Source organism: Streptomyces akebiae (assembly GCF_019599145.1).
Lineage (GTDB): Bacteria > Actinomycetota > Actinomycetes > Streptomycetales > Streptomycetaceae > Streptomyces > Streptomyces akebiae.
In genome coordinates this window covers 4,465,145-4,482,959 of sequence record NZ_CP080647.1, presented here as the reverse complement: position 1 = coordinate 4,482,959, position 17,815 = coordinate 4,465,145, and the positions used below count along the sequence as shown (strand labels likewise).

The following is a 17,815-nucleotide window of genomic DNA, read 5'->3' as shown; positions in this document are numbered from 1 at the left end:
CCTACCTAAGGGGCACCCGGCGTGCCGGTCGCCGGGTGCCCCTGGGAGGTCGTACGGGGCGCGTCAGTCCTCGCTGGGCGCCGCCGGCAGCTTGGCCTGGATGAGGTCCATGACCGTGGAATCGGTCAGCGTCGTGACGTCGCCGAGCTGACGGTTCTCCGCCACGTCACGCAGCAGCCGCCGCATGATCTTCCCGGAGCGGGTCTTCGGCAGCTCCTGAACCGGCAGGACCCGCTTCGGCTTGGCGATCGGGCCGAGGGTGGCGCCGACGTGGTTGCGGAGGTCGGCGACGAGGCTCTCGTCCTCGGCGTTCGCCGTGCCGCGCAGGATGACGAATGCCACGATCGCCTGCCCGGTGGTCTCGTCCGCGGCGCCGACCACGGCCGCTTCGGCCACGGACGGGTGCGAGACGAGCGCGGACTCCACCTCGGTCGTCGAGATGTTGTGGCCGGACACGAGCATCACGTCGTCGACGCGGCCGAGGAGCCAGATGTCCCCGTCGTCGTCCTTCTTCGCCCCGTCACCGGCGAAGTACTTGCCCTCGAACCGCGACCAGTACGTGTCGAGGAAGCGCTGGTCGTCCCCCCAGATGGTGCGCAGCATCGACGGCCACGGCTCGGTGAGGACGAGATAGCCACCACCGCCGTTCGGCACCTCGTTCGCCTCGTCGTCGACGACCGTGGCGGAGATGCCCGGCAGCGGCGTCTGCGCGGACCCCGGCTTGGTCGACGTCACACCCGGCAGCGGGGAGATCATCATCGCGCCGGTCTCGGTCTGCCACCAGGTGTCCACGATCGGCGTCGCGTCGGCCCCGATGTGCTTGCGGTACCAGATCCACGCCTCGGGGTTGATGGGCTCACCGACGGAGCCGAGGACGCGGAGCGAGGACAGGTCGAACTTCGCGGGGATGTCGTCGCCCCACTTCATGAACGTACGGATGGCCGTGGGCGCCGTGTAGAGGATCGTCACCCCGTACTTCTGCACGATCTCCCAGAACCGCCCCTGGTGCGGGGTGTCGGGCGTGCCCTCGTACATGACCTGCGTCGCGCCGTTCGCCAGCGGTCCGTAGACGATGTACGAGTGGCCGGTGACCCAGCCGACGTCGGCCGTGCACCAGTACACGTCCGTCTCCGGCTTGAGGTCGAAGACGGCGTGGTGGGTGTACGACGTCTGCGTCAGGTAGCCGCCGGAGGTGTGCAGGATGCCCTTGGGCTTACCGGTGGTGCCGGACGTGTACAGGATGAACAGCGGATGCTCGGCCCCGAACGGCTGCGGGGTGTGCTCGCTGCTCTGCCGGTCGACGATCTCGTGCCACCACACGTCACGGGAGTCGTTCCAGGCGACGTCCTGGCCGGTGCGGCGGACGACGAGGACGTGCTCGACATTGCCGGCCCGGTCGGCCGCGTCGTCCACGGCGGGCTTGAGAGCGGAGGGCTTGCCGCGCCGGTAGCCGCCGTCGGAGGTGATGACCACCTTGGCGTCCGCGTCCTGGATGCGGGTCGCGAGCGCGTCCGCGGAGAAGCCGCCGAAGACGACGGAGTGCGCGGCGCCGATCCGGGCGCAGGCGAGCATCGCCACGGCCGTCTCCGGGATCATGGGCATGTAGACCGCGACCCGGTCGCCCGCCTGGACCCCCAGCTCCAGCAGTGCGTTGGCGGCCTTGCTCACCTCGTCCTTGAGCTCGGCGTAGGTGATGGCCCGGCTGTCTCCGGGTTCGCCCTCGAAGTGGATGGCGACCCGGTCGCCGTTGCCGGCCTCCACGTGCCGGTCGACGCAGTTGTACGCGACGTTGAGTTCGCCGTCCTCGAACCACTTGGCGAACGGCGGGTTCGACCAATTCAGCGTCTCGGTCGGCTCCTTGGCCCAGGTCAGCCGCCGGGCCTGAGCCGCCCAGAAGCCGAGCCTGTCAGCCCTGGCCTGCTCGTACGCCTCGGCCGTGACGTTGGCGCTCGCGGCCAGGTCAGCGGGCGGCGCGAAGCGTCGCTCCTCCTTCAAGAGGTTGGCCAGGCTTTCGTTGCTCACGACATCTCCCTTGCGGTGCTTTGCCGGGGCGTCCGTTGTGTCCCAGGCCACAGCTCATCAGACCCGGACCCCCGATGACAAGGGTCTTCTTCGGATTGGTTTAGACCTGTGGGCGGGTGGCCCTGCGGCCAGGACGCCACCCTTTCCCACGGACCCGGAGGGAGATCGGTTCACGCGCGCGTGTCGTGCAGGACCGTCCCGGTGGGGTCGGACGGGTCGGTCGTGCCGGTGACCCGATCGAAGACTCCGCTCTCGGGTGCTTCCCCCGTGAGCAGGTACGCCTGTGCCTCGCCCACGTGGAAGTACATGCCGTGCAGTTCGAGCGCCCCCTCGCGCAGTGCGCGGGCGACGGAGTCGTGGGCTCTCAGGTGTGCCAGCTGCTGGACGATGTTGGTCAGGCACAGCTGTTCGACGGCGTCGGCGGGTTCGCGACCCGCGAGACGGGCCCAGGGGCGGTTCTTGTCGGTCGCGCGCTCCAGGCTGGGCCGGCCGTGGCGCAGCCAGCGCTTGAGAGGGGTCTGGGCGCCGTGCGGATCGGTTGTGAGCAGGGCCTGCATCGCGCCGCAGCCGGAGTGCCCGCAGACCGTGATGGACCGTACCTTCAGCACGTCCACCGCGTACTCGATCGCCGCGGCCACCGAGTCGTCGCCGCTCTCCTCGCCGGGCAGCGGCACGAGGTTGCCGACATTGCGCACGACGAAAAGGTCGCCGGGACCACTGGAGGTGATCATCGACGTGACGAGCCGGGAGTCGGCGCAGGTCAGAAAGAGCTGCGACGGCTGCTGCCCCTCGCGCGCCAGCCGGGCCAGCTCCCTGCGGACCAGGGGAGCCGTGTTGCGCTGGAACGCGCTGATGCCGCGGGCCAGTTGATGACCGCTCGGGCCTTCGGCCGCCTCCTCCTGCGGCGTGCCCGCGGTCGGGGTGACCGGGGCCTCGCACTGGTGGTTGCGCCAGGGCGTCCAGGGCCGGCAGCGGCAGCCGGCCGCCGAGGTGCTCGCGGGCTCGGCGATCCGGGTGCCGGCGCGGCCGGTGATCTCCACGGTGCCGCCCCGCGCGTGGTGGGCGTGCTGCCAGTCCTGCAGTGACTCGTAGGCCGCGTGGTCCATGAAGGACCCGTCCAGCTCCACCACGGTGGCGGCCCCCACGGGGACCTGGTGCAGGGCACGGCTGAGGCGGGGCACCGCCAGGAACGTCAACTGACCGCGCACATGGACGTGATGGACTCCGTCCCTCTCGTCGCGGGTGATGCGGGTGCGGGTGAGGCGGTGCAGGGCGACGCCGACGGCCACGGCGATACCGAGCGCGACGCCCTCCAGGACGCCGAAGACGACGACGCCGAGGGTGGTGACGGCGTAGACCAGCACCTCGCGGTGGCGGCTGACCGTGCGGATGTGGTGCAGGGACACCATCTGGACCCCCACGGCCATCACCAGGGCGGCCAGCGAGGCCAGGGGGATCAGCTCCAGGACGGGCACCAGCAGCAGGGTGGCCCCGACCACCCAGACGCCGTGCAACATCGTGGAGTTCCGGCTGGTGGCGCCGGCACGGACATTGGCCGTGCTGCGGACGGCGACGCCGGCGATCGGCAGGCCGCCGAGGGCGCCGGAGACGACGTTGGCCGCGCCTTGGCCGCGCAGCTCGCGGTCGAGGTCGGAGCGCCGTACGTCGGTCCGCCCGGCCGCCAGTTTGTCCATGGCGACGGCCCCGAGCAGCGACTGCACGCTGCACACGAGCGTGGTGGTGAGGACGGCCGCGACGAGGCCGAGCACCGGCCCGTCGGGCACGCCGGCCAGGGCGTGGCTCCGCCAGGACGGCAGGTCGACCTTGGGCAGGCTCAACGCGGCGACCGCGGCCGTCGCCGTGGCGCCGGCGACCGCGACCAGGGCGGCCGGGATCGTGCGTAGCTGCCGACCGACGGGGCCGGGGAGCCGGGGCCAGGCGAGCAGCAGGACGAGGGTGAGGACGCTCACGGAGACCGCGGCGGGTTGCAGGTGCGCCAACTGGGCGGGCAGCGCCCCGATGTTGGCGCTGACGGAGCTCTGCGGGGTGCCGCCGAGCACGATGTGCAGCTGGGCGACGGCGATGGTGACGCCGATGCCGGCGAGCATGCCGTGCACGATCGCGGGGCTGACGGCGAGCGCCGAGCGGGCCACGCGCAGGTGGGCCAGGCCCAGTTGGGACAGACCCGCGAGGACGGTGATGGCACAGGTGGTGCGCCAGCCGTACTGGTGGATGAGGTCGGCGGTGACGACGGTGAGACCGGCCGCGGGGCCGCTCACCTGGAGGGGGGATCCGCCGAGGCGTCCGGCCACGATTCCGCCGACGGCGGCCGCGACGAGGCCGGCCTGGAGCGGTGCGTCGGTGGCGAGGGCGATGCCCAGGGACAGGGGGAGGGCGATCAGGAAGACCGCGATGGATGCGGACAGGTCGGCGGCCGAGACATGGAACCGACGGCGCGGTCCGTCCGGCGGGCTGTGCGGTCGGTGATCACGCTCCGTTCGGTTCGAGTCCGGGTCGGTGGTGTGGGTGGGGACGCAGGCGGACATGTTCTCCCGTCTCCTCCGGGGCTGCGCGGACGCGTCGGTTCGCGGCCGTGGGGCACGGCGTTCAACGGCGGGATTCCTCAACGCTCAGTAAACGAATCGTAATGCAGGGTAAAGGACACGCAAGAACATTAGCCGCAAATAGGTCATTAGATCACTCGTGAGGGTGAATGAAGCCTTTCATCGGCTTGTCGTATTAATCATGATCGGAACTCTGTGTGACCTTGGCTGCTCTGCCCCTGAGCGAAGGAAGGTGGGCGGGACATGGCCGTCACCCAGAGGATCGCCGCCGGAGTCACGCTCGCCGCGACCTGCGCCGCGGCGCTCGCCGGATGCGGGATCGGTGAGCCGACGACGACCGCCGGCTCACCCGGCGCGAACACCACGGAGCAGGAGGGTCGGCAGGGCGGGCCCACGAAGGGAGGTGCCCCGGCGCCGCCCAAGGCCGCGGTCCGGCTGATCGGCGACGGCTCCACCGCCTATACCGGGCTGCAGCCGCACCTGCCCAGGCCGGAACGGCTGAAGCCCGGTCAGCGCCCCCCGCAGTTCGTGGTCTTCTCCTGGGACGGCGCGGGGGAGGACGGTCAACGGCTCTTCTCGCACTTCCGCGAGGTCGCCCGGGCCAACGACGCGACCATGACGTACTTCCTGAGCGGCGTGTACATGCTGCCGGAGGAGAAGCGGGACCTGTACCGGCCGCCTCAGCACTCACCGGGCCGCTCCGACATCGGGTTCAACGACGTTCGCGGAATCAAGGACACCGTGGACCAGCTGCGCGGCGCGTGGCTGGAGGGCAACGAGATCGGCACCCACTTCAACGGCCACTTCTGCGGCCCCGGCGGTGGGGTCGGCGAGTGGTCGGTCGAGGAGTGGAAGAGCGAGATCGCCCAGGCCAAGTCGTTCGTGAAGGCCTGGAAGACCAACACCGGCACGGAGAAGGCCGAGCCCCTGCCCTTCGACTACGACAAGGAGCTGATCGGCGCCCGCACACCCTGCCTGGAAGGGCAGGCGAACTTCATGCGGGCCGCCCGCGAACTGGGCTTCCGCTACGACACCAGCGGCGTCAGGGCCCAGGTCTGGCCCGAGAAGAAGGACGGGCTGTGGGACCTGTCGATGCAGTTGGTCCCCGTCCCGGGGCGGGACTTCGAGACGCTGACCATGGACTACAACTTCTACGTGAACCAGTCCGGCGCCCGGGCGGGGGCGCCCGGCCGACGGGAACAGTGGGGCGACCAGTTCCGTGACGGACTGCTCGCGGGCTTCGAGCGCGCCTACGAGGGCAACCGGGCGCCCCTGATCATCGGCAACCACTTCGAGTCCTGGAACGGCGGCGTCTACATGCGCGCCGTCGAGGAGACCATCGAGGCGGTCTGCGGCAAGGCCGAGGTGCGCTGCGTCTCCTTCCGGCAGCTCGCCGACTGGCTCGACGCCCAGGACCCGAAGGTCCTGGACAGACTGCGCGGCCTGGGTGTCGGCCAGTCCCCGAAGGAGGGCTGGAAGGCCTTCCTGTCCGCCGGACCGGCACCGGCCCCGAAGGGGGTCCCGGGGGCGCCGGCGGCCAGGCCGTAGCCGCACTCACACGGCGGCGGCGACCTCTTCTCCGAGCACGAACTCGGGGTCGATCTGCGCGGCCAGATCGACCCCGGTCCTCTCGTTGCCCCAACTGAAGGCGTTCTTCAGGTGGAAGTGCGCCATCTGACGGGTGTAGCGCTCCCAGTCGCGCAGCTCGTACGTGGCATCGGCCGCCTCGTGCAGGAGGCGCAGGGAGCGGCGGTTGGCCTCCTCCAACTGCTCGAAGCGGGGCGGGCGGCCCTTCTCCAGGGCGCGCACCCAGTCCGAGTGCCCGAGGGCGACCAGCAGGTCGTCCCCGACCTCGGCGCGGAGGAAGTCGAGGTCGTCCTGGCCGTGCACCTTGTTCCCGACGACCTTCAGGGCGACGCCGTAGTCGGCGGCGTACTCCTTGTACTGGCGGTAGACGGAGACCCCCCTCCGGGTCGGTTCGGCCACGAGGAACGTCATGTCGAAACGGGTGAACATGCCCGACGCGAAGGAGTCGGAACCAGCCGTCATGTCGACCACCACGTACTCGTCGCGACCGTCCACCAGGTGGTTCAGGAACAGCTCCACCGCTCCCGTCTTGGAGTGGTAGCAGGCGACCCCCAGATCGGCGTCGGTGAAGTGGCCGGTGACCATCAGACGGACGGCCCCGCCGTCGAGTTCCACCGGGCGGGCGCAGGCGTCGTAGATCGCGTTCGGCTCGCAGATCCGCACCAGACGTGAGCCGTCGCCCGGCGGGGTGGTCTTGATCATCGTCTCGGCGGAGGCGATCCGCGGGTTGGAGCCCCGCAGATGGTTCTTGATCAGCGCCAGCCGCTCGCCCATCGCGGGCAGTTCGGTGGCCTCCGACTCGTCGAGGCCGAGGGCGACGCCCAGGTGCTGGTTGATGTCCGCGTCGACGGCGACGACGGGAGCCCCGGAAGCGGCGAGGTGGCGGATGAACAGGGAGGACAGCGTGGTCTTGCCACTCCCGCCCTTCCCGACGAAAGCAATTTTCATGTTCACTAACGGTAGTGGGCTGGGCGCCAAGGGTGTTCGCGCTGTCGGGAAGACCACTCCTTCGAGGGGTCGGCCGCCCATGCGCGTAGGGTCGTACTCATGAGTACGACAGGTGCGGCCGCCGATCCGCTCGCGGCCCTGGGAGAGCTTCCCGGTGTGGCCGAATCCGTGGAGTCCGTGCGCAAGTCGGTGGACCGGGTCTACGGCCACCGCGTCATGCGCCGTCGCAGCAACGCGGTCACCTCCGAGGCGGCCCTGCGCGGCGCGCGCGGCTCGGCGGCGCTGTCCGGCGCCGACTGGGCCCTCGAAGAGGTGCGGCGCCGTACGGACTTCAGCGGCCAGGACGGTGACGACGAGGCCCGCGCCGTGGGTGCCGCACTGCGGCTCACCGCCGAGGCGGGCCAGCTGCTGTCGATCTGGCGGCAGTCGCCCCTGCGGGTGCTGGCCCGCCTGCACCTCGTCGCGGCCGGAAGCGACGACGCGCGCGTGGGACGTCCGCGACAGGACGGCGAGACCGTCGACGAGCCGCTCGTCGAGCTGCCCCTGCCGGGCGCGGCGGAGGTCGCCGGCCGGCTCGACGGCCTCTCCGAGCTGATCATCAAGGGCAGTTCGGCCCCGGCCCTGGTGACTGCCGCCGTCGTCCACGGCGAACTGCTCGCCCTGCGGCCCTTCGGTTTCCACAACGGCCTCGTCGCCCGCGCGGCCGAGCGGATCGTCCTGATCGGCAGCGGCCTCGACCCCAAGTCGGTCTGCCCGGCGGAGGTCGGCCACGCGGAACTCGGCCGCGCCGCCTATCTGGCCGCCCTCGACGGCTACGCCTCCGGCACCCCGGAGGGCATGTCCGCCTGGATCACCCACTGCGGCAGGGCGATCGAACTGGGTGCGCGCGAGTCGACGGCCGTGTGCGAGGCGCTGCAGCGCGGGGCGGCGTAGAAATCCGCGAGGCGGGCGGCGGGAAACCCCTGGAAAAGGGTTGCGGCGGTACGAGAATTCGTACCGCCGCTGGCATGTCCACCCGGTTACCAAGCGTCCTCGATATATGCCCATCAGGCCGGGAACTATGGCCCGTGACCTGGTGCGGCTGGCCCGTAATCGACGGGTCGACGTCGCGTGGGTGCCCGGTGTTCATGCTGGGTCCGTGGGGCCAAAATGAGTTGTTAAAGGTGATCCTCTCGGATGTCCTTTGGTCTCGCGGGCCTTGAATCCTTTCTACTCCAGGGACCGGTCAAGCGGAACCCCTCGATGCGCTTCTTTACTTTTGGGTTCAAAGAGGGTGAATCGGCTGCCGGGGTGCGGACCGCCGTTCAGGCGGTCGCCACACGGCGCCGACTCGCGTACCAGACGAGGCCGGCGGTGGCCGCCGCGGCGCCTATGGCGGCCGCCGCGAGCAGGGCGGGTCGCGGCCGTACGGCCAGGCGCTGCTTGAGGCGGACCGGGCGGTGGAAGTCGAGAATGGGCCACCCGCGCGCGAGGGCCTCCTTGCGCAGCGTCCGGTCCGGGTTCACCGCGTGCGGGTGGCCCACGGCCTCCAGCATCGGCAGGTCCGTCGCCGAGTCGCTGTACGCGTAGCAGTGCGCGAGGTCGTACTCCTCGGACTGGGCCAGCTCCCGGATCGCCTCCGCCTTCGTCGGCCCGTAGGCGTAGTACTCCACCTCGCCGGTGAAACAGCCGTCGTCACCGACGACCATCCGGGTGGCCACCACCCGGTCCGCGCCGAGGAGCTCGCCGATCGGCTCGACGACCTCGGCGCCGGAGGTGGAGACGATGACGACGTCCCGCCCCGCTATGTGGTGCTCCTCGATGAGGGAGGCGGCCTCGTCGTAGATGATCGGGTCGATCAGGTCGTGCAGGGTCTCGGCGACGATGTCCTTCACCTGTTGGACGTTCCAGCCCCGGCACAGCGCGGACAGATACTTCCGCATCCGTTCCATCTGGTCGTGGTCGGCGCCGCCCGCGAGGAACACGAACTGCGTGTACGCCGTTCGCAGGGCGGCCCTGCGGTTGATCAGGCCGCCTTGGTAGAACGACTTGCTGAAGGTGAGCGTGCTCGACTTCGCAATGACCGTCTTGTCCAGGTCAAAGAAGGCCGCTGTGCGGGGCAAGGAGTGGTTTTCCACGGGGCCGAGCATATGCGCCCGCCATTCGGGCTAGGCTGGGGCGCGTGGGTTTGCCTGAGAGGCCTCTCGGGTACACCATGGAAGTCACGGATCGTTCGCGACCGTGCTAACCCGGTCCGGCTCCTCCCCCCCCGAGTCGGCCGTGGAGACGACCCCCACTCTCCCCCCCGGTGGGGGTCGTCGCATGTCCGGACGCGTTTCCTCTCCCCTCTCCAGCCCGCGAGGCGCTCTCGTGCCCTCGTGGGCTTTCCTCTGCCCCGGCACAGGATCCGTCACCATCCGTAGCCGTGGGGCTGCGCTGTGGAAGTCGTACAAGCGTCGCCTGTTCGGGTGACTGCGATATCCACAAGGGCTGAGTTGTCCACAGTTATCGACCAAGATCCACACGATTTCGCAGACCGCTGCACCGTGATTCCAGCGCGTCCCGACGACGGCGAGTTCATGGCTGGTTCCGTTTCGCGGATGCGTAGCGCCGGATTCCGCCGACCGCCTCCGCAGCGGCCGATCTCCGGTGCGTCACACACGAGTTGAACGGGGGCGTCGGGAACACCGGGCGCCCGCGTTCACGCAGCGAAAGGGGCTGGAGATCGTGGCGGGAGCCATCACCGACGACCGGTCGTCCGCCGCCGAGGGGCGGCAGGGCAGGCCGTTGATCGTCACCGAGGACGTGGAACTGCTGGACGACCTGCTGCGCCTGTGCGCGGCCGCGGGCGCCCGGCCGGAGGTCCACCACGGGGTGCCCGAAGGGCGGGGCCGGTGGGAGACGGCGCCGCTCGTGCTCGTCGGGAACGACGCGGCGCGGCGGTTGCGCGGGGCCGCGCGCAGACGGGGAGTGGTGCTCGTCGGCAAGGACCAGGACGACTCGGGGGTCTGGCAGCGGGCCGTGGAGATCGGCGCCGACCACGTCCTGGTGCTGCCGGACGGCGAGCAGTGGCTCGTCGACCGCATCGCCGACGTGGCGGAGGGCGTCGGCAGGCCGGCTCTCACCGTCGGCGTCGTCGGCGGTCGGGGCGGTGCCGGCGCGTCCACGCTGGCCTGCGCCCTCGCCGTCACCTCCGCGCGACAGGACACCCGCACCCTCCTCGTGGACGCCGATCCGCTCGGCGGTGGCCTGGACGTGCTCCTCGGCGGAGAGAGCGCCGACGGACTGCGCTGGCCGGCCTTCGCCGCGTCACGCGGCCGGGTCGGCGGCGGCGCGCTGGAGGAGTCGCTGCCCGAGGTGCACGCCCTGCGCGTCCTCAGCTGGGACCGGGGCGACGCCGTGGCCATTCCGCCCCAGGCCGTCCGCGCGGTGCTCGCTGCGGGCCGGCGGCGCGGCGGAGCGGTCGTCGTCGATCTGCCGCGCCGCGTCGACGAAGGCGTCGCCGAAGCCCTCGCCCAATTGGACATCGGGCTCATGGTCGTCCCCGCCGAACTGCGTGCCGTCGCGGCCGCCTCGCGGGTCGCCTCCGCCTTCGGCATGGTCCTGCGCGACCTGCGTGTCGCGGTCCGCGGACCGTACGCCCCTGGCCTCGACGACCACGAGGTGGCCCGCCTCCTCGGGCTGCCGCTCGTGGGTGAAGTGCCCACCGAGGCCGGGTTGCCCGACGGCGGCAAACCACCGGGAGGCATCCCACGCGGACCGCTCGCGCGGTTCTGCGAGGGCTTCTGGGCGCGCGCGGCGGTTCGGGGTGAGGCGGCGTGAGCCGGGTGCCGGGCAGCGGGGAGCCATGCGTGGCGGGGCCTCGCGGGCGCTGTGCGAGCGAGGGCGGTGCCGTATGAACGGGATGCCCGACGACGGTCTGCTGGACGGTGTACGGCAGTGGCTCGTCGAGAGCGGGGCCGAGCCGACGCCCGCGCGTGTGGCGCAGGCGCTGCGCGAGCGGGGCCGGGTGCTCGGGGACGCCGAGGTCCTCGGGGCGGCGGAGCGGCTGCGGTCGGAGCTGGTGGGAAGCGGGCCGTTGGAGCCGCTGCTCGCCGATCCCTCGGTCACCGATGTGCTGGTGTCCGCGCCGGACCGGGTGTGGGTGGACCGGGGCGGCGGCCTGGAGCTCACCGGGATCTCCTTCCCGGACGCGGCGGCCGTACGACGGCTCGCGCAGCGCCTGGCGGCCGTCGCCGGACGCCGACTGGACGACGCCCGACCGTGGGTGGATGCCCGGCTCCCGGACGGCACCCGGCTCCACGCGGTGCTCCCGCCGGTGGCCGTCGGTTCCACCTGCCTGTCCCTGCGGGTGGTCCGGCCCCGCGCCTTCACCCTCGCCGAACTGGTGGAGGCGGGCACGGTGCCGCCCGGCGGCGACCGCGTTCTGCGGGCGCTGATCCGCTCCCGGTTGTCGTACGTCATCAGCGGTGGGACCGGGACCGGGAAGACCACGTTGCTGAGCGCGCTGCTCGGTCTGGTCGACCCCGGCGAGCGGATCGTGCTGGCCGAGGACTCGGCCGAGCTGCGGCCCGACCATCCGCATGTGGTGCGGCTGGAGGGCAGACCGGCGAACCAGGAGGGCGTGGGTCTCGTCGAGCTGCAGGACCTGGTGCGGCAGGCGCTGCGCATGCGCCCGGACCGGCTGGTGGTCGGCGAGGTGCGCGGACCTGAGGTGGTGTCCCTGCTGGCCGCCCTGAACACAGGCCATGAGGGCGGCTGCGGCACGCTCCACGCCAATGCCGCGGGCCAGGTGCCGGCCCGTCTGGAGGCCCTCGGAACTGCCGCGGGGCTGGACCGGGCCGCACTGCACAGCCAGTTGGCGGCCGCGTTGTCGGTGGTCCTGCACCTCGTACGGGACCGGGACGGCCGACGGCGGATCGCCGAGGTGCACGTGCTGGAACGGGACGGCTCGGGGCTGGTGGTGACCGTACCGGCCCTCCGCTGGGGCGAGAAGGCGTTCGTGTACGGGCGGGGCTGGGAGCGACTGCGGGGGCTGCTTCGAGGCGGGGCGCAGGGCCAGGCCGAGGGGCTTCTGGACGGGCGGCACGGTCGGGATCACGGGGTGTTGGACGGGACGCGCTGTCGGGATGACGCGGCCTCGGACGGGGTGCGCAGGCGGGACGGCGGATTGCCGGGTGGGGCGAACGGCCGGGCCGGTGACCATCTGGAAGGGAGTGAGCGGCGGTGACAGGGGTCGGGGAGATCTCGGGGGCGGTGGCCGTGATGTGTGCCGGGGCCGCGGCCTGGATGTCGGACGAGGGACGGGGCGCCGGGCTGCGGCGGGCGCGGTCGTTGCTGCCGGGGGGCGGAGCGGTGGGGCCGCCCATCTGGAAGCGGGTCGTCGGCCGGGTGCGGACCCTGGGAGCCGAGTGGTGGGCGCCGGTGGCCGGGTTGGTGATCGGCGTGCTCGGGTCGTCGGTGTTGCCGGTCGTCGCGGGAGCGGCCGGGGTGCCGTTGCTGAGGCGGGTGCGGCGGGCGGCGCGGGAGCGTCGGGCCCGGGAAGGGCGCGGCGATGCCGTGGTCGCCCTGTGCGCGTCGCTCGCGGGGGAGGTGCGGGCCGGGCGGCAGCCGGGCGAGGCGTTGACGCGGTCCGCGCGGGACTCCGGAGGGCTGGGCGAGGCCCACGGCGCGGTGCTGGCGGCGGCTCGCTTCGGCGGGGACGTGCCGGGTGCCCTGGCGGACGCGGCGCGGCAGCCGGGCGCCGAGGGGCTGCTGGGGCTCGCGGCGTGCTGGCGGGTGGCCGTCGACCGGGGCGCGGGCCTCGCCGCCGGGCTGGACCGGCTGGAGGGCGCCCTGCGTGCCGAGCGGGACCAGCGGGCGGACCTGCGCGCCCAGTTGGCCGGCGCGCGATCGACGGCCGTCATGCTCGCCGGGCTTCCGGTCCTGGGCCTCCTGCTGGGCACCGCGCTCGGTGCCGACCCCCTGCACGTGGTGCTGCACAGCACGGCGGGGATGGGCTGTCTGCTCGTCGGTGCCGTGCTGGAGGGCGTGGGCCTGTGGTGGGCGCTGCGGATCGTCCGGGGAGCTGAGGCGGTGTGAGCGGGGAGGTTGTCCACAGGCTGGGGGTGGCCGTCGTCGTGATCGTGAGCCTGTGGTGGCTGGTCCGGTCGTTCGACACCGCGCAACGCCGGCGAAGGCTGCGCGGTCGGCTGACCACGGTACTCGCCCTCGTGTCCGAGCCACCCCGGTGCAGCGTTCTGCCCCAGGGGCTCGTACGGCGATGGTTGCCGGTCGTCGGCGCGGTCTGTGCCGGGTGGGTGCTCGTCGGTGGCCTCGTGGGACTGCTGCTGGGGCTGGCCGCCGGATTCGGGGCCTGGCAGTGGCTGAGAAGGGCCCGGCGTGCGAACGGCGACCCGGGCGAGGCGTACGACGCCGCCGTGGCCGCACGCCAACTGCCTCTCGCCGCCGACCTGCTGGCCGCCTGCATCACGGCCGGGGCGAGCCCGGTGGTGGCCGCGCAGGCCGTGGGCGAGGCCCTCGGCGGACCGGTGGGCGGACGGCTGGCCAGAGGGGCGGCGGAGGCGCGGCTCGGGGGAGAACCGGCCGAAGCGTGGCGTTCGTTGGCGGCGCTTCCCGGTGCCGAAGCCCTGGCGCGGCTCCTGGAGCGCGCCGACGAGTCCGGCGTGCCGGCCGCCTCACCGGTCGCCCGCCTGGCCGCCGAGGCCCGCGCCGAATGGGGCCGTTCGGCGACGGAACGGGCCCGCCGGGCCGCCGTGATGGTCACCGCACCGGTGGGGCTGTGCTTTCTGCCCGCCTTCATCGCAGTGGGTGTCCTGCCGGTGGTCATCGGGTTGGCGGACGGGCTGTTGGGAGGAGGCGGGCGATGACGGGGCGGACGTCGGCGGGCGGTGCGCGAGGGCCACCCGGAGGACCGGAAGCGGCCGACGAACAGCGGAGATCAGCGGACAGACCAGTGGTCGACGGAACAGAGCCTCACGGGGGTTGAGATGAACAAGGCGGTACAGGCGCTGCAGGTAGTGGGAGCAGTGCGGGAAACGGTGCGGGTCCGGGTGGTGCGGGCCGTGCTGTGTCGGGTGCGGGCGGCCCGGAGGGATGCGGGGATGGTGACCTCCGAGTACGCGGTGGGGATCATCGCGGCCGTCGCCTTCGCCGCGGTTCTGTACAAGGTGGTGACCAGCGGGCAGGTCCAGGCGGAGCTGCAGCAGATCGTCGGGCGGGCCCTCAATGGCGGGGCGTGAGCCGCGACGGCTTCGCGGGGCGCTGGGTGGTGACGACGGGTTCGTGACGGCGGAGGCGGCCATGGCCCTGCCGGTGATGCTGCTGTTCGCGACGGCACTCGTGTGGGCCCTGCTCGCCGCCTGCGCGCAGATCCAGGTCGTGGATGCCGCTCGGGCCGGTGCCCGGGCGGCGGCCCGGCAGGACCCTCCGGGTGCGGTCGTGGCGGCAGCGCGGAAGACGGCGCCGGAGGGGGCGGAGGTGCTCGTGGGCCGGGAGGGCGACTTCGTACGTGTCGTGGTCTCGGCCGGTGCGCCGGGGCCGGACGGTCTGGGCCTCGACCTCAGCCATGCGGCCGTGGCGCTGGCGGAGGAGACGGTGGGGGAGGTGGGCGGGTGACCGCGCTCTGGTGGCGCGGCCGGTGGCTCAGGGGCGCCCGCTCGGCCCCGGGGCAGGCGGCCGGTGCGGACAGGGGTTCCGCGACCGTCTGGGCGGTCGGCGCGATCGCGGTGCTGTGCGCGGTGTTCGGTGCCGTACTCGCCTTCGGCCAAGCGGTCGTGATCCGGCATCAGGCAGAGGCAGCGGCCGATCTCGCGGCCCTTGCGGCCGCCGACCACTGGATGAGAGGAGCCGAGGGGGCCTGCGCGACGGCGGAACGGGTGGCGAAGGCACAGGGCAGCCGACTGGTGCGCTGCGAGGTCGAAGGAGAGATCTCGGACGTCACGGCCGCCTCCAGGACGGGCCCGCTCACCGCCGAGTCCAGGGCACGTGCGGGGCCGCCGGGCCCGACTTCCGGCTGGGAGGCCCACCGGAGAGCCCCGTAGGAGCGCGCCTCAGAGAGGGTGGGGAGCGGAGCGGCCAGCCCCGCACGACGGCAGTAGCCAGATCCCGGCGGTCCCCGAGTCCTGAGGCGCTAAGAACCCCCGGGTACCAAGGCTCCCCCGCATCCGAAACACGCCTAGGGCACCCGCCCCTCCGTCGGAGCCCCCGGTGCGGTGCGCAGCAGTTCGGTCAGGAGGCGTACGGCGCCCCGTTTGTGCAGCGGGTCGTTGCCGTTGCCGCACTTGGGGGACTGGATGCAGGACGGGCAGCCGGCGTCGCACTCGCAGGAGGCGATGGCCTGGTGGGTGGCGGTGAGCCAGGCACGGGCCGTGTGGAAGGCGCGCTCGGCGAATCCCGCGCCGCCCGGGTGGCCGTCGTAGACGAAGACCGTCGGGAGCAGGGTGTCCGGGTGGAGCGGGACCGAGACGCCGCCGATGTCCCAGCGGTCGCAGGTCGCGAAGAGGGGCAGCATGCCGATCGAGGCGTGTTCGGCGGCGTGCAGAGCGCCGCCGAGGATCTCGGGGCCGATCCGGGCCGCGTCGAGCTGGTCCTCGGTGACGGTCCACCAGACGGCGCGCGTGCGCAGCGTACGAGGAGGGAGGTCGAGTTTGGACTCGCCGAGCACCTCGCCGGTGATGAGGCGGCGACGGAGGAAGGAAACGACCTGGTTGGTGACTTCGACGGAGCCGTAGCACAAGCGGCCGTCACCCCAGGGGACTTCGGTGTCGGTTTCCAGGACGGAGATGGAGGTGGTGTCGCGGGCGACCGTCGAGTAGGGCGGCTCGGCCTGTTGGACGAGCGCGACGGAGTCATCCAGGTCCAGTTCGCGCACCAGGTAGGTGCGGCCCTGGTGCAGGTGGACCGCGCCCTCGTGGACGCTGGTGTGGGCGGCGCCCGCGTCGACCGTGCCGAGGAGCCGGCCGGTGCCCGTTTCGACGACCTGGACGGGGCGACCGCCCTGGCCCCGGATGTCGGCCAGGTCAGCGGCCCGTTCGCGACGGGTCCAGTGCCAGGCCTTGGCCCGGCGGCGGAGCAGTTTCGCGGCCTCCAGCTGCGGCAGCAGGTCTTCGCAGGCGGGGCCGAACAGGCCGAGGTCCTCGTCCGTGAGAGGTAGCTCCGCGGCCGCGGCGCAGAGGTGGGGGGCGAGGACGTACGGGTTGTCGGGATCGAGGACGGTCGATTCCACCGGTCGGTCGAACAGGGCCTCGGGGTGGTGGACCAGGAAGGTGTCCAGCGGGTCGTCCCGGGCGACGAGGACGGCGAGGGCGCCCTGGCCGGAGCGTCCGGCGCGGCCTGCCTGCTGCCACAGGGAGGCGCGTGTGCCGGGGTATCCGGCGATGAGGACGGCGTCGAGGCCGGAGATGTCGACGCCGAGTTCGAGGGCGGTGGTGGCTGCGAGGCCGAGGAGCTCGCCGGAGTGGAGGGCGCGTTCGAGGGCGCGGCGTTCCTCGGGGAGGTAGCCGCCGCGGTAGGCGGCGACACGACGGGAGAGGGAGCGATCCACTTCGGCGAGGCGTTCCTGGGCGATCACGGAGATCAGCTCCGCGCCGCGCCGGGAGCGGACGAAGGCGACCGAGCGGACGCCCTGGACGACGAGATCGGTGAGCAGGTCGGCGGTCTCGGCGGTGGCGGTACGGCGCACCGGCGCGCCCTTCTCGCCGTGCAGCTCGGTGAGTGGGGGCTCCCAGAGGGCGAACACCAGTTCGCCGCGGGGTGAGGCGTCGTCCGCCACCTCGGTGACCGGGACGCCGGTGAGGCGGCCGGCGGCGACCGAGGGCTCGGCGGCGGTGGCGGAAGCGAGGAGGAAGACGGGTTCGGCCCCGTAGCGGGCGCACAGGCGGCGCAGGCGCCGCAGCACCTGGGCGACGTGCGAGCCGAAGACGCCGCGGTAGGTGTGGCACTCGTCGATGACGACGTACTTCAGGGCGCGCAGGAAGGAGGACCAGCGGGGGTGGGAGGGAAGGATCCCCCGGTGCAGCATGTCGGGGTTGGTGAGGACGTAGTTGGCGTACTGGCGGACCCACTCGCGTTCCTCGACGGGGGTGTCGCCGTCGTACACGGCCGGGCGGACGGCGTTTCCGAGAGGTTGTGAAAGTTCCTTCACGGCCCGGCACTGGTCCGCCGCGAGGGCCTTGGTGGGGGCCAGGTAGAGGGTGGTCGCGCCACGGCCGTTGGGGGCCTCGGAGCCGTCCAGAAGGCGGGAGAGGACCGGGACCAGGTAGGCCAGCGACTTGCCGGAGGCGGTGCCGGTGGAGACGACGACCGATTCGCCGTCCAGCGCGTGCTCGGCGACGCGTGCCTGGTGGGCCCAGGGATGTTCGATTCCTGCGGCCTGAACGGCGGCGACCACTTCCGGTCGGATCCGGTCGGGCCAGACGGCATGGCGGCCCGCACGTGGGGGCACATGCTCCGTATGAGTGATGCGCGAAGCCCGGCTCGGCCCCGAGGCGAGCCGGTCCAGGACCGTGCCCGGCGAAGGGCTGGAGGCGGTGTCCGTCGGGGTTCGATCGGATCGGTGATTCTTGGCCATCGGCATCGAGTGTGTCACCGGCGTGACGGACAATGGAGCCAAGGCGTCGTGCACGCCTGCCGGTAAGTGATTGAATGCCATCGCGGCTGGCGAACCGTCCCGGGGGCTTTCAAGCCGAGGTGTCCCGAGGGGCGAACGCTCGATA

Annotated in this window: 14 protein-coding genes; 9 read left to right on the top strand and 5 right to left on the bottom strand. The window is 72.3% G+C overall.

Going from position 1 to position 17,815, the window contains the following annotated elements:
- Positions 1–63: 63 nt before the first annotated feature.
- Both acs and K1J60_RS19220 read right to left on the bottom strand, forming a co-directional pair.
- Entirely contained in the window at positions 64–2,022 is a 1,959-nt protein-coding gene (gene acs / locus K1J60_RS19225) for an acetate--CoA ligase (protein ID WP_220647279.1), read from the bottom strand.
- Between the two features lie 170 nt (positions 2,023–2,192).
- Complete coding sequence (locus K1J60_RS19220; RefSeq protein WP_220647278.1) at positions 2,193–4,568, bottom strand: SulP family inorganic anion transporter; 2,376 nt, start codon at positions 4,566–4,568, stop codon at positions 2,193–2,195.
- Between the two features lie 261 nt (positions 4,569–4,829).
- Between K1J60_RS19220 and K1J60_RS19215 the strand changes: the two genes are divergently transcribed.
- A complete protein-coding gene (locus tag K1J60_RS19215) occupies positions 4,830–6,134 on the top strand; it encodes a polysaccharide deacetylase family protein (RefSeq protein ID WP_220647277.1) in 1,305 nt (434 codons plus the stop codon).
- A gap of 6 nt (positions 6,135–6,140) precedes the next feature.
- Here the strand turns inward: K1J60_RS19215 and K1J60_RS19210 are convergent, their stop codons facing one another.
- On the bottom strand, positions 6,141–7,121 hold the full coding sequence (locus K1J60_RS19210; protein ID WP_220647276.1) for an ATP-binding protein: 981 nt from the start codon (positions 7,119–7,121) through the stop codon (positions 6,141–6,143).
- Positions 7,122–7,220: 99 nt separating this feature from the next.
- On the opposite strand from K1J60_RS19210, the gene K1J60_RS19205 reads away from it, so the two are divergent.
- Positions 7,221–8,054: a Fic family protein gene (locus K1J60_RS19205; RefSeq protein WP_220647275.1), complete on the top strand. Its 834-nt coding sequence runs from the start codon at positions 7,221–7,223 to the stop codon at positions 8,052–8,054.
- A gap of 371 nt (positions 8,055–8,425) precedes the next feature.
- Here the strand turns inward: K1J60_RS19205 and K1J60_RS19200 are convergent, their stop codons facing one another.
- On the bottom strand, positions 8,426–9,250 hold the full coding sequence (locus tag K1J60_RS19200; protein ID WP_220647274.1) for an HAD family hydrolase: 825 nt from the start codon (positions 9,248–9,250) through the stop codon (positions 8,426–8,428).
- Positions 9,251–9,827: 577 nt separating this feature from the next.
- Between K1J60_RS19200 and ssd the strand changes: the two genes are divergently transcribed.
- The 7 genes from ssd to K1J60_RS19165 all read left to right on the top strand — a co-directional run bounded on the left by ssd (position 9,828) and on the right by K1J60_RS19165 (position 15,142).
- Positions 9,828–10,922, top strand: a complete 1,095-nt coding sequence (ssd, locus tag K1J60_RS19195; RefSeq protein WP_220647273.1) for a septum site-determining protein Ssd — start codon at positions 9,828–9,830, stop codon at positions 10,920–10,922.
- A 73-nt stretch (positions 10,923–10,995) separates the two neighbouring features.
- Entirely contained in the window at positions 10,996–12,330 is a 1,335-nt protein-coding gene (locus K1J60_RS19190) for a TadA family conjugal transfer-associated ATPase (RefSeq protein WP_259407792.1), read from the top strand.
- A 35-nt stretch (positions 12,331–12,365) separates the two neighbouring features.
- Positions 12,366–13,181 (top strand): type II secretion system F family protein, encoded by an 816-nt coding sequence (locus K1J60_RS19185; RefSeq protein WP_220651548.1) that lies wholly within the window; start codon positions 12,366–12,368, stop codon positions 13,179–13,181.
- Positions 13,178–13,969, top strand: coding sequence for a type II secretion system F family protein (locus K1J60_RS19180; RefSeq protein WP_220647272.1), 792 nt, complete (start codon positions 13,178–13,180; stop codon positions 13,967–13,969). The genes K1J60_RS19185 and K1J60_RS19180 overlap by 4 nt, the downstream gene beginning before the upstream one ends.
- Positions 13,970–14,089: 120 nt before the next feature.
- A complete protein-coding gene (locus tag K1J60_RS47175) occupies positions 14,090–14,341 on the top strand; it encodes a DUF4244 domain-containing protein (protein ID WP_398683254.1) in 252 nt (83 codons plus the stop codon).
- Positions 14,328–14,717 (top strand): TadE family type IV pilus minor pilin, encoded by a 390-nt coding sequence (locus tag K1J60_RS19170; protein ID WP_220647271.1) that lies wholly within the window; start codon positions 14,328–14,330, stop codon positions 14,715–14,717. The genes K1J60_RS47175 and K1J60_RS19170 overlap by 14 nt, the downstream gene beginning before the upstream one ends.
- The gene (locus K1J60_RS19165) at positions 14,714–15,142 is read left to right on the top strand and encodes an Rv3654c family TadE-like protein (RefSeq protein WP_220647270.1); all 429 of its coding nucleotides are present in this window, start codon (positions 14,714–14,716) and stop codon (positions 15,140–15,142) included. Before K1J60_RS19170 ends, K1J60_RS19165 begins: the two co-directional genes overlap by 4 nt.
- Positions 15,143–15,276: 134 nt before the next feature.
- Here K1J60_RS19165 and K1J60_RS19160 read toward each other — a convergent pair whose 3' ends face one another.
- Positions 15,277–17,751: a DEAD/DEAH box helicase gene (locus K1J60_RS19160; protein ID WP_220647269.1), complete on the bottom strand. Its 2,475-nt coding sequence runs from the start codon at positions 17,749–17,751 to the stop codon at positions 15,277–15,279.
- Positions 17,752–17,815 lie beyond the last annotated feature (64 nt).

What these genes read in the sequence shown, in the direction of transcription:
- K1J60_RS19170 (WP_220647271.1), top strand. Translation starts at nt 14,328, where the DNA reads ATGGCGGGGCGTGAGCCGCGACGGCTTCGCGGGGCGCTGGGTGGTGAC.
- K1J60_RS19210 (WP_220647276.1), bottom strand. Translation starts at nt 7,121, where the DNA reads ATGAAAATTGCTTTCGTCGGGAAGGGCGGGAGTGGCAAGACCACGCTG.
- K1J60_RS19160 (WP_220647269.1), bottom strand. Translation starts at nt 17,751, where the DNA reads ATGGCATTCAATCACTTACCGGCAGGCGTGCACGACGCCTTGGCTCCA.
- K1J60_RS19200 (WP_220647274.1), bottom strand. Translation starts at nt 9,250, where the DNA reads ATGCTCGGCCCCGTGGAAAACCACTCCTTGCCCCGCACAGCGGCCTTC.
- K1J60_RS19205 (WP_220647275.1), top strand. Translation starts at nt 7,221, where the DNA reads ATGAGTACGACAGGTGCGGCCGCCGATCCGCTCGCGGCCCTGGGAGAG.
- K1J60_RS19185 (WP_220651548.1), top strand. Translation starts at nt 12,366, where the DNA reads ATGTGTGCCGGGGCCGCGGCCTGGATGTCGGACGAGGGACGGGGCGCC.
- K1J60_RS19220 (WP_220647278.1), bottom strand. Translation starts at nt 4,568, where the DNA reads ATGTCCGCCTGCGTCCCCACCCACACCACCGACCCGGACTCGAACCGA.
- K1J60_RS19190 (WP_259407792.1), top strand. Translation starts at nt 10,996, where the DNA reads ATGAACGGGATGCCCGACGACGGTCTGCTGGACGGTGTACGGCAGTGG.
- K1J60_RS19215 (WP_220647277.1), top strand. Translation starts at nt 4,830, where the DNA reads ATGGCCGTCACCCAGAGGATCGCCGCCGGAGTCACGCTCGCCGCGACC.
- K1J60_RS47175 (WP_398683254.1), top strand. Translation starts at nt 14,090, where the DNA reads ATGAACAAGGCGGTACAGGCGCTGCAGGTAGTGGGAGCAGTGCGGGAA.